This is a genomic window from Paenarthrobacter sp. CAP02, assembly GCF_040137855.1.
Lineage (GTDB): Bacteria > Actinomycetota > Actinomycetes > Actinomycetales > Micrococcaceae > Arthrobacter.
Genome location: NZ_JBEEII010000004.1, coordinates 427859 through 438680, shown reverse-complemented (window position 1 = coordinate 438680; position 10822 = coordinate 427859). Strand labels below are relative to the sequence as shown.

The window sequence follows — 10822 nt, the reverse complement described above, 5'->3', positions numbered from 1 at the left end:
CCGCACGCCGCTACTTCAAAAACGACACCCACTCCATCGTCGCCAAAACCCTGCAACTCCTCGCCGCCAAGGGCGAAGTTGCCGAGGACGCACTGGAGAAGGCCATCGAGAAGTATCGGCTCCTGGATGTCAACGCCGGCACCACCGGCGGAGCAGGCGGCGACGCCTAAATAGTTGCCGGGTACGTCCCGTAACAACAGCAGTGGCGCGACGGCGGCTTCCACCGAAAGGTGGGGGCCGCCGTCGGGCTTTAACCGGGCAGCCAGCGTGCCCGGCAGGACGTGACGGGCAGCAACGTCAGTTGTAGCCTTCTCACAAATGGAGCTTGCCCGGGATGGGCCGTATGCTCGTTCCATGGCAGAGCCCGTCAAAACAACTTCCAAGCGCAAGGCAGCAACCCCGGCATTGTCGCCCGAAAAGGCCGAAACCCTGCGGCAGCTGCGCGCCAACGTTGGGCAACTGTCCACCAGCACCATGCGAAAGCTTGAGAAGTCACTGCCCTGGTACAGCCGCCTGAGCTCGGACGAGCGTTCGGCGCTGGGGTTGGTGGCCCAGAATGGCATCGCCGCATTCGTGACGTGGTACGAGCGTCCGAGCTCGCCGTCGTGGATCCTCACCGATGTCTTTGGTAATGCCCCCACCGAACTGACGCGCTCCATCAGCCTGCAGAAGGCGCTGCAGCTGATCCGCATCGTCGTCGAAGTTGTCGAAGACCAGGTGCCCGTGATCGCTCCGGAGTCGGACCAGCCATCGCTGCGCGAAGCGGTCCTGCGATACTCGCGGGAGGTCGCGTTTGCGGCAGCGGACGTTTATGCACGTGCAGCTGAATCGCGGGGTTCCTGGGACACACGCCTTGAGGCGTTGATTGTGGATGCCATTCTTCGAGGCGAAAACACTGATGCTTTGCGGTCCCGGATCGCTGCCCTGGGCTGGAAAGCCCAGGAGCGGTTCACCGTCATGGTGGGCAATTCGCCGTCGGAACCCAGCGCCAGTTACGTCAGCGAACTGCGCCGGACCGCCGGACGTTTCGCCGAGGACGCACTGGTGGGAATCCAAGGCGATCGGTTGATCCTCATTCTGGGCGGGGTACAGGACCGGGACACGGCCTACGTCAAGCTCAGCGAATTGTTTGCCCCCGGCGCCGTCGTGTACGGACCCGAAGCCGGTTCGCTGGTCGAGGCGAGCAGTTCGGCACAAGCGGCTTTCGCGGGCCTCACGGCCGCCCGCGCCTGGCCCTCGGCTCCGCGCCCGGTGGCGGCCGATGACCTGCTCCCCGAACGTGTGGTCTCGGGCGATGACGCAGCCCGCAGATCGCTAATCAAAAATATCTACCGGCCCCTTCTCGCAGCCTCCAACGGCCTGGTGGAAACCCTTGGAACCTACCTTGAGCTGGGTCATTCCCTGGAGGCCACGGCCCGGGAACTGTTCGTGCATGCCAACACTGTGCGCTACCGTTTGAAGCGTGTCTGCGACGTCACAGGCTGGGATCCGCTCCTGCCCAGGGAGGCGTTTGTGCTGCAAACGGCCCTGGTTGTGGGCCGGCTTTCGGCCCAACCCAAAGCCGCCCCGGAACGTCACGCGTCGCGTTCACAGAACTGAACCGTTGTAGACTTCCTACAAACTGACCCAGTGAGCTTGGTGTACCAAAACACCAGTGGATCACGTGGCAATTTGGAAAGCTGGATACGTGCTTGCAATCGTCTGCCCTGGACAGGGCTCCCAGACCCCCGGATTTTTGGCCCCCTGGCTGGAACTCCCCTCCGTCGAAGGCCAGTTGGCCTCCCTGAGCGAGATCGCAGGCATTGACCTCAAGGCCCACGGCACCACGTCTGACGAAGAAACCATCAAGGACACCGCAGTAGCGCAGCCGCTGATTGTTGCAGCCGGCCTGATAGCTGCAAGTTCGCTCTTCGACGTCGAGCTCAGCAGCCTCCCGGTCATCCTGGCCGGCCACTCCGTCGGTGAGATCACGGCTTCCGCACTTGCCGGCGTCCTGACGGACGCCGAAGCCATGACTTTCGTCCGTGAACGCGCCAACAGCATGGCAGCGGCAGCCGCTGTGACTCCCACCGGCATGAGCGCCGTGGTGGGAGGCGACCCCGCCGAGGTCCTGGCAGCCATTGAAGCTTCCGGCGCCACTCCGGCCAACGTCAACGGCGCAGGCCAGACAGTCGCGGCCGGCACTTTCGACCAGCTGAAGGCTCTCGCAGACAACCCGCCCGCCAAGGCCCGGGTGATTCCCCTGAAGGTCGCCGGCGCATTCCACACCTCGCACATGGCCCCTGCGGTGAGCGCTTTGGAAGCCCTCAAGCCGTCGTTGTCGCCTCAGAGCCCGTCCGTCCCGTTGCTGTCGAACTACGATGGCCAGGAAGTTACCGATGGCAAGGCGGCCGTCGAGAGCCTCATTGCACAGGTCTCCCGGCCCGTTCGCTGGGACAAGTGCATGGAAACAATGGTCGAGCGCGGAGTCACGGGCGTCATCGAGCTTGCACCCGCCGGGACCCTTGCCGGCCTCGCCAAGCGCGGCATGCCCGGCGTGAAGACCGTTGCAGTAAAAACCCCGGATGACCTGTCCGCGGCTCTTGCACTTTTCGCTGAATTGGAAGGACAGGCATGAGCACCCCGGTACTGAACAAGACAGCGGTCAATGAGAACGCCCGCATCCTGGGCATCGGCGCCTACCGCCCCGACGTCATAGTCACAAACGAGGACGTTTGCCAGTGGATCGACTCTTCCGACGAGTGGATCCGCCAGCGCACCGGCATCATCACCCGTCACCGCGCCGCCGCGGATGTCAGCGTGATCGACATGGCCGAAGGTGCTGCGCGCGAAGCAATCCAGCAGGCCGGAATCGAACCGTCCCAGTTGGGCGCAGTCATTGTCTCGACCGTGACACACCCTTACGCCACGCCGTCGGCCGCCGCCGCCCTCACCGAACGTTTGGGCGCGACGCCGGCACCCGCCTTCGACATCTCGGCCGCCTGTGCCGGGTACTGCTACGGCGTGGCCCAGGCTGATGCCCTGGTGCGCTCCGGCGCAGCGCAGTACGTCCTGGTGGTCGGCGCCGAGAAACTCTCGGATGTCATCGACAACCACGAGCGCACCATCTCCTTCCTGCTCGGCGACGGCGCAGGTGCCGTGGTGGTGGGCCCGTCCGACACTCCCGGCATTGGCCCGTCCGTCTGGGGTTCCGATGGAAGCAAATGGGACGCCATCGGCATGACGCACTCGCTGGAAGACGTCAAGAAACTTGGTGAGTCCGCACGGCACTCCGACGAAATCGACGACCCCGCCATTCTTTCGGCCACCCAGGATGTCTGGCCCACACTGCGCCAAGATGGCCAGACCGTGTTCCGTTGGGCCGTGTGGGAGATGGCAAAGGTAGCCCAGCAAGCCCTGGACGCTGCAGGTATCGAGGCCGCAGACCTCGCGGCATTCGTTCCCCACCAAGCGAACATGCGCATCATCGACGAGATGGTCAAGAAGCTGAAGCTCCCCGAGTCCGTTGTCATCGGCCGCGACATCGCCCAGGCCGGCAACACATCAGCCGCTTCCATCCCGCTGGCCACACACCGCCTGCTCAAGGAAAACCCGGAGCTGAGCGGCGGCCTTGCCCTGCAAATCGGCTTCGGAGCGGGCCTGGTCTTCGGGGCGCAGGTAGTAGTCCTGCCGTAGAACCTGGAGTCCCGGTGGCCTCCAGCCAACTGAATACGACTTACAAACCCAAACCGTAACCGCGGTTTGCCCCCCTTTCCGGCAGTAGCCGGTACAAACAAGAAAAGGAGCCAACAATGGCTAGCAACGAAGAGATCCTGGCCGGCCTGGCTGAAATCGTCAACGAAGAAACCGGCCTTGCCCCCGAAGCCGTGGAACTGGACAAGTCCTTCACCGAGGACCTGGACATCGACTCCATCTCCATGATGACCATCGTTGTCAACGCTGAAGAGAAGTTCGGCGTTCGCATCCCCGACGAAGAGGTAAAGAACCTCAAGACCGTCGGCGACGCCGTCAGCTTCATCGCAAACGCACAGGCTTAGTCCTGACAACGCTGTGCCGGGCCGGGATTCCATCCTTGCGCCCGGCACAGCCGCAATAACGCCCAGAGTTTTTCTTGCCTCCCCCCGTGCATCCATCGGGAGGGCAGGCTGATCCGACAGAGAGTGATCGCATGGCACGCAAAGTAGTCATAACCGGTCTGGGGGCCACCACTCCCATCGGCGGCGACGTACCCACAATGTGGCAGAACGCGCTGAAAGGGGTCTCCGGCGCCCGTACGCTCGAAGATGAGTGGGTGGCCAAGTACGACCTCCCCGTCCACTTTGCTGCCCGGTGCTCGACGCCGGCCCTGGACGTCCTGAGCCGGGTGGAAGCCAAGCGCATGGACCCGTCCACGCAGTTTGGTGTCATTGCCGCCCGTGAGGCTTGGGCGGATTCCGGTATCGGCGAGATCGACCACGACCGCTTGGCAGTGGCCTTCGCTACTGGCATCGGCGGCGTCTGGACGCTCCTGGACGCTTGGGACACCCTCCGTGACAAGGGTCCCCGCCGGGTTCTTCCGATGACCGTCCCCATGTTGATGCCCAACGGCGTAGCCGCTGCCGTCAGCCTGGACCTCGGCGCCCGCGCTGGAGCACACACGCCTGTTTCGGCCTGCGCGTCCGGCACGGAAGCCCTCCACCTTGGCCTGGACCTGATCCGGTCCGGCAAGGCTGACGTGGTGGTCTGCGGTGGCGCTGAAGCAGCCATCCACCCGATGCCTTTGGCGGCGTTCTCCTCCATGCAGGCGCTCTCCCGCCGGAATGACGAGCCGGAGCGCGCATCGCGCCCCTACGACATCGACCGTGACGGCTTCGTCATGGGCGAAGGTGCCGGCGCTTTGGTCCTCGAGGCCGAGGAGCACGCCATCGCCCGCGGAGCACGGATCTACGCAGAGCTTGCCGGAACGTCGGTGACCGCGGACGCCTACCACATCACGGCACCGGACCCCGAGGGCCTCGGCGCTACAAGGGCCCTCAAGGCTGCCATGTTCGACGGCCGCATCCAGGCTGAAGACGTTGTCCACGTCAACGCCCATGCCACGTCGACACCGGTGGGCGACAAGCCTGAGTACACCGCACTCCGGGCCGCCCTTGGTACCCACGTGGACAATGTGGCGGTCTCTGCCACCAAATCCCAAATGGGTCACCTGCTGGGAGCTTCCGGAGCCGTTGAAGCCGTCCTGACGGTTTTGGCTGTCTACGAACGCAAGACACCGGTGACCATCAACCTCGAGAACCAGGACCCGGAGATCCCCCTCGATGTCGTGACCTCCGTTCGCGACCTGCCCGCGGGCGATATCGTCGCTCTGAGCAACTCCTTCGGCTTCGGCGGACACAACGCTGTCATCGCTGTCCGAAACGTCTAGAAGCACCGTCCAGGCCCCGGCCTGAAGACATGAAGAGGGCCCCACCATCCGGTGGGGCCCTCTTCATTGCTATGGGGTGGTGTTTGTCTTGAGTCAGCCGACCTGGTGCAACCAACGCACGGGTGCGCCTTCGGCTGCGTGCCGGAACGGCTCGAGTTCCTCGTCCCACGCTTCACCGAGCGCGAGGGACAGTTCATGGTAAACGGCTGAGGGGTCCCCCGCACCGGACTCGTAGGCATAGCGAATGCGATCTTCAGTGACCATGATGTTCCCGTGCACGTCTGTGACGGCATGGAAAATACCGAGCTCGGGTGTATGGGACCAACGGGCCCCGTCGACGCCCTGGCTCGGCTCTTCGGTAACCTCGTAGCGCAGATGGGCCCACCCTCTCAGGGCAGACGCCAACTGCGCCCCCGTGCCCGGCGCACCGGTCCACGACAGCTCAGCCCGGAACATCCCAGGCGCAGCAGGCTGAGGGGTCCACTCAAGATCGGTCCGCTTGTCCACGACCGATCCGATGGCCCACTCAACGTGCGGGCAAAGTGCCGTCGGGGCCGAGTGCACAAACAAGACACCGCGGGTTGTTGCAACAGACATTCCATCCTCCATAGCTGTAGGTACGTCTTCCCCAACGACCTCTGCCTGGATGTTTGTTGTTGCTGCCGGTGCCATGAAGTTCATGCATGCCCTGACAGGCTATTCATTTATGTGAAGTGCTACTGACGATATTGGCACAGATATAACCCTCAAGTGTGCATCGAAGGTTTCCCCGTGGTGCTTTCATTTTGCCGTACGCTGCCGGTTTCCGCCAGTGCGGGGTTTACTTCCGCGCGTCACGCACGTGGGTGCGCTTGCTGGTAGCTCTTCCGCAGCCGATCCACGGAAACGTGCGTGTAGATCTGTGTCGTCGCGAGGCTGCTGTGGCCAAGGATTTCCTGCACAGCCCTGAGGTCCGCACCCCCGTCGAGCAGGTGGGTGGCGGCACTGTGCCGCAGCGCGTGGGGGCCGGTGGCCGAAGTATCACCCAGATCCTGCAACACTTTGTTCACCACTGCGCGGATTTGTCGTGGATCCACCCTGCCGCCCCGTGCCCCAAGGAACAATGCGGGTCCGCTCAAGGCAGTCACGACGGCTGGCCGCCCTCGCCTCAACCAGTCGTCGACAGCGATCGCCGCCGGGACACCGAATGGCACCGTGCGTTCCTTGTTACCTTTGCCCAGCACCCGGAGTGTCCGTCGGTCAGGATCCAGGTCATCGATGTCCAAGCCCGCGAGTTCAGCTACGCGGACCCCGGTGGCATACAGCAGTTCCACCATGGCACGGTTCCGCACGGCCATTGGACCGCCCTCCTCGGCTGCCGTTGTCAGGTCATCCACCATCCTGGTCACCTGCTGTTGGTGGAGGACGCCCGGAAGGGACTTGTCCCGTTTGGGGGCCTGCAACCTGACGGCAGGATCAACGCCAATCAGCTCTTCCCGCAACGCCCACGAGGTGAACGATCGTGCGGTGGCTGCTCTGCGGGCCAATGTGGCCCTGGCCATGCCTGCTTCGCTCTGGGCACCGAGCCAGCGTCGAAGGGAACCGAGCTCCAAATCTTTGAGCTCTCCGACACCTTCCTGAACAGCAAAACCGAGAAGGCTCTCGACATCGGCAATGTAGGCACGAACGGTGTGCGAAGACCTGGCGCGCTCCCCCGCCAGATAGCGCCGGAATCCTTCAACTGCGCTTTGCAGCGGTACTGGTAATGATTGCCCATCCACGCTTCCCACTGTGCCAGTAGCGGGTATCAACAGGCAGCATCAACATACCCTTCCTCGGCCCGTCTAGGCATTCTTGGCTCTCTTCCACGTTCCACGGTCCGAAGTGGCGAGCCCCAGCACATTCAACCGCGCCAGCCCTGCACGGACTGCGTCCGGGCTGAGTCCGGCCACCACCGTCAGTTTCTCTACCGAACTGGCGGATCTTAGCGGGAGGGCGTCCAGGAGAATGAGGTCCTCCAGGCACAATCCGTCGTGTACCGCGGGAGGAGATTCATTCTCTCCACCGTCCACGTCCCCCATTGCGCCTGCCAGCTCGGCGATCTCGCCGGCATCGGTCACGCATACTGCTCCGCCGTCCCTGAGGAGGCGGTGGCAGCCGGCGGAATTGGCACTGTGCACCGACCCTGGGACGGCTGCCACAGCCCTGCCCAACGTCTCAGCGTGGTGGGCTGTGTTGAGTGCCCCCGAACGCCAGCGCGCTTCCACCACCACGGTGACCGAAGCGATTGCCGCAATGAGCCGGTTCCTTTGCAGGAACCTGTAGCGAGTGGGAGCCGATCCGGGCGGTACCTCCGCGATCACAGCTCCCTGCGTCGACACGGCCCTGAGCAATTCTTCATTGCCCGACGGGTAGAAACGATCAACCCCGCCTGCCATGACCGCAATGGTGGGCATGTCGGCACTCCCACCGCTCAAGGCCCCACGGTGCGCTTGGGCGTCAATCCCGTAAGCGCCACCTGAGACCACCGTGTATCCGCGTTGCGCAAGGGTGTAGGCGAAGTCTCCGGTCACTGATGCGCCATAGCTGGTGCTGTCCCTTGAACCAACGAGTGCCACGGCTTGTCGGGAAGTGGGAAACGGCTGCTCGTTGCCCCTCCACCACAGGCAAAGTGGCTCCTGCAGACCGAGGTCGGCCAGCTGCACCGGCCACAGCTCATCTCCTGGAACAATGACTCTCCCACCCAAGCGCCGCATTGTCTCCATGTCGCGCTCAGGGGCAAGGTCGGCGACGCGCGGTGCCCAACGCCGGAGGCTGGCGGCGAGGCCTGGCCACGTGGCAGGGCCTCCCTCGTCCATGAGGAGCTCGGAGATTTCCTGTTCCAGCGTGGGGCCGGTACCCAGTTCCCCCGTTGCCACTCCCACGGCATCGATGGCTCCGACAGCCCGCACCAGGGCCAGGCCCACAGAGTCTTGCGGCTCCATGAGCCGCGCCAGCGCCGCCCGGGCTATGCGTTCCTTTTCCTGACTGGTTGTTGGCACGTGGCTTGGTCCTTTCGTGTAATTGCGTCTCATGCTGCGGATGCAGCCTGGCGGAGTCCGAGGCCCTGTCCGATGTGGTTGATATCCGGCCTGTCCGTTTGGTCCAGGTCCGCCAGTGTCCATGCCAGCCGAAGGACGCGATCGTAACCGCGCGCTGTCAGTGCACCTCGTTCAAGGGCGATGTCCAGCACCCGAGTGGTGCCCGGAGGCAACTTCAGCTCTCCGCGCAGCACGCGACCGGGCACCTGCGAGTTGGCCTCGAGACCGAAAGGTACAAGGCGCTCCAGCTGCCGTGACCGCGCCGCCAGTACCCGGTCCGCGACCGTGGCGGTGTCTTCTTCTTGTGACGCACTGCCAAAGTCCGCCAGGGACACCCGCTCCACCTGCAGTTGGATGTCCACCCGATCCAGCAGTGGACCCGATATACGCCCGAAGTACCGGCGCCGCATCATCGCCGTACATGTGCAGTCCGTCCCTTTGCCGGTCGCCTTGCCGCACGGGCACGGATTCGCGGCCAGTACCAGCTGGAACCGGGCCGGATAGGCCGCAGTGCCCGCTGACCTGTGGATGACCAGTTCCCCGCTTTCCAGCGGCTGGCGGAGGGCATCGAGTACCCGGCGCTCGTATTCCGGTGCCTCATCCAGGAAAAGGACGCCCCGGTGTGCTCGCGACGCCGCACCTGGACGGGGAAGTCCCGAACCGCCACCGATGATGGCCGCTGCAGTGGCGCTATGGTGGGGGTTTTCAAAAGGGGGCCTGCGGATCAAGCGCGCCGCTGAAGACTGGATCGCGGCCAGGGAGTGGATTGCAGTGACCTCCATGGCAGCTGTATCCGCCAAGTCAGGCAGCAGTCCGGGCAACCGTTCGGCCAGCATGGTTTTGCCGGCCCCCGGCGGTCCGGTCAGGAGCATGTGGTGTCCGCCGGCTGCAGCGACTTCCAAGGCCCTGCGCGCCTCTCCCTGTCCCGAAACGTCACAGAGGTCAGGCTCCGGGAACCCGGTGGTGTCGTCATCCTCGGCAGTGCCAGTCTCCGATGGCTCGTAGTCCAGTACGAGGTCCTTGGGGTCTGCACCGAAATCGTAGGCGAGCCGCGCGAGCGTTTTGTACCCGTGAACCTTTGCCCCGGGCACCAGCGACGCCTCGGCGGCATTTGCCTCCGCCACGACGATGTCCGGGAAGCCTGCCTGCACGGCGGCCATAACCGCCGGGAGGATTCCCCGAACAGGACGCAGCCGTCCGTCCAGGCCAAGTTCTGCCATGAACACCGTCCTGCCAATGGAGCGGACATCGTTCGCTGCACAAAGGACAGCCATGGTGATGGCGAGGTCGAAGCCGGATCCCCGCTTGGGCAGTGAAGCCGGAATCAGATTGGCCGTGATCTTTCGCCGGCTCAGTGGGATACCGGAGTTCTGGGCGGCAGAACGGATCCGTTCCTTGGCCTCATTCAGTGCCGCGTCCGGCAGGCCCAGGATCACGAAACTTGGGAGCGTTTGTCCGATGTCCGCTTCGACCTCGACGATGTAGCCATTCAAGCCAACCAGGGCCACGCAGTAGCTGCGCCCCACCCCCATCTAGCCCACACCCCGCAGATGCTCCAGTACGGGTTGCCCGATGCCGTCGTCGACAACGCCAACGACGTCAACGCGCCGGCGCAAGGCCCTCACCTCGTGGGCACGGCACCACGACGACGCGAGCCGGTGCAGGCGGGCCAGCTTGGCTGGACCTACGGCTTCGAAGGGATGTCCGTAATCCAGGCTTCGGCGGGTCTTGACCTCGGCGACTACGAGGATGTCGCCCTCGAGGGCCACAATGTCTATTTCGCCGTCCGTGCAGCGCCAGTTGCGATCTACGATCCGCATTCCCTGGGTCTCCAGGAACTCCGCGGCCAATGCTTCACCATGTTGGCCAAGCAGGTCTTTTGCTCTCATGACCATCACCTCCGCTACCAGCTTTCAGGCTGGCGACGGCGGGCGGCAGGAGGTCATTGCGCTATGTGGGTAACTCCCCGGTAGTCACGCTTGTGGAGGGACACTTGGAACTAGTTGCCAAGGTCGCCGAGTCCGCCGTCCTTCGGTAGCGCCAGGTCTTCGCTCTTCGGAAGTTCTTCCACGTTGACGTCCTTGAAGGTGATGACCCTGACGTTCTTCACAAAGCGGGCCGAGCGGTACACGTCCCATACCCAGGCATCCTGCAACGTGAGGTCAAAGTAAACTTCCCCATCCGCGCTGCGGGCCTGGAGGTCAACATGGTTGGCAAGGTAGAACCGCCGCTCAGTTTCGACGACGTAACTGAACAGTCCGACGACGTCCCTGTATTCACGGTAGAGCTGCAGCTCCATGTCGGTTTCATAGTTCTCAAGGTCCTCGGCGCTCATGCTTCCATCTTGCACCATCTTCAG

11 protein-coding genes are annotated in these 10822 nt (G+C 63.8%); 5 read left to right on the top strand and 6 right to left on the bottom strand.

Translation table 11 applies throughout. The features are described from left to right. The first annotated feature begins 354 nt into the window (after window positions 1–354). From ABHM97_RS09945 to ABHM97_RS09925, 5 genes are all read left to right on the top strand, one after another. Window positions 355–1599 (top strand): PucR family transcriptional regulator, encoded by a 1245-nt coding sequence (locus tag ABHM97_RS09945; protein WP_211713534.1) that lies wholly within the window; start codon window positions 355–357, stop codon window positions 1597–1599. Between the two features lie 88 nt (window positions 1600–1687). Beyond that, window positions 1688–2617: an ACP S-malonyltransferase gene (locus ABHM97_RS09940; RefSeq protein WP_235522077.1), complete on the top strand. Its 930-nt coding sequence runs from the start codon at window positions 1688–1690 to the stop codon at window positions 2615–2617. Continuing rightward, window positions 2614–3675 (top strand): beta-ketoacyl-ACP synthase III, encoded by a 1062-nt coding sequence (locus ABHM97_RS09935; protein ID WP_349470530.1) that lies wholly within the window; start codon window positions 2614–2616, stop codon window positions 3673–3675. Before ABHM97_RS09940 ends, ABHM97_RS09935 begins: the two co-directional genes overlap by 4 nt. A 116-nt stretch (window positions 3676–3791) precedes the next feature. Continuing rightward, window positions 3792–4037, top strand: a complete 246-nt coding sequence (locus ABHM97_RS09930) for an acyl carrier protein (protein ID WP_175320862.1) — start codon at window positions 3792–3794, stop codon at window positions 4035–4037. 131 nt (window positions 4038–4168) lie between these two features. Beyond that, entirely contained in the window at window positions 4169–5404 is a 1236-nt protein-coding gene (locus ABHM97_RS09925; protein ID WP_235522075.1) for a beta-ketoacyl-[acyl-carrier-protein] synthase family protein, read from the top strand. A gap of 93 nt (window positions 5405–5497) precedes the next feature. On the opposite strand, the gene ABHM97_RS09920 is transcribed toward ABHM97_RS09925, so the two are convergent. From ABHM97_RS09920 to ABHM97_RS09895, 6 genes are all read right to left on the bottom strand, one after another. After that, window positions 5498–6001: a DUF3145 domain-containing protein gene (locus tag ABHM97_RS09920; RefSeq protein ID WP_018776197.1), complete on the bottom strand. Its 504-nt coding sequence runs from the start codon at window positions 5999–6001 to the stop codon at window positions 5498–5500. 236 nt (window positions 6002–6237) lie between these two features. Then, complete coding sequence (locus tag ABHM97_RS09915) at window positions 6238–7173, bottom strand: tyrosine recombinase XerC (protein ID WP_502921277.1); 936 nt, start codon at window positions 7171–7173, stop codon at window positions 6238–6240. A gap of 54 nt (window positions 7174–7227) precedes the next feature. Then, window positions 7228–8457 carry a DNA-processing protein DprA gene (gene dprA / locus ABHM97_RS09910; protein WP_502921276.1) on the bottom strand — a complete coding sequence of 410 codons (1230 nt, stop codon included), beginning with the start codon at window positions 8455–8457 and terminating at the stop codon, window positions 7228–7230. Beyond that, window positions 8454–9995: a YifB family Mg chelatase-like AAA ATPase gene (locus tag ABHM97_RS09905; RefSeq protein ID WP_349470527.1), complete on the bottom strand. Its 1542-nt coding sequence runs from the start codon at window positions 9993–9995 to the stop codon at window positions 8454–8456. Before ABHM97_RS09905 ends, dprA begins: the two co-directional genes overlap by 4 nt. Further along, window positions 9996–10361 (bottom strand): YraN family protein, encoded by a 366-nt coding sequence (locus tag ABHM97_RS09900; RefSeq protein WP_349470526.1) that lies wholly within the window; start codon window positions 10359–10361, stop codon window positions 9996–9998. Window positions 10362–10462: 101 nt separating this feature from the next. Beyond that, window positions 10463–10798 carry a DUF2469 domain-containing protein gene (locus ABHM97_RS09895; protein ID WP_235522071.1) on the bottom strand — a complete coding sequence of 112 codons (336 nt, stop codon included), beginning with the start codon at window positions 10796–10798 and terminating at the stop codon, window positions 10463–10465. Between the last annotated feature and the right edge of the window lie 24 nt (window positions 10799–10822).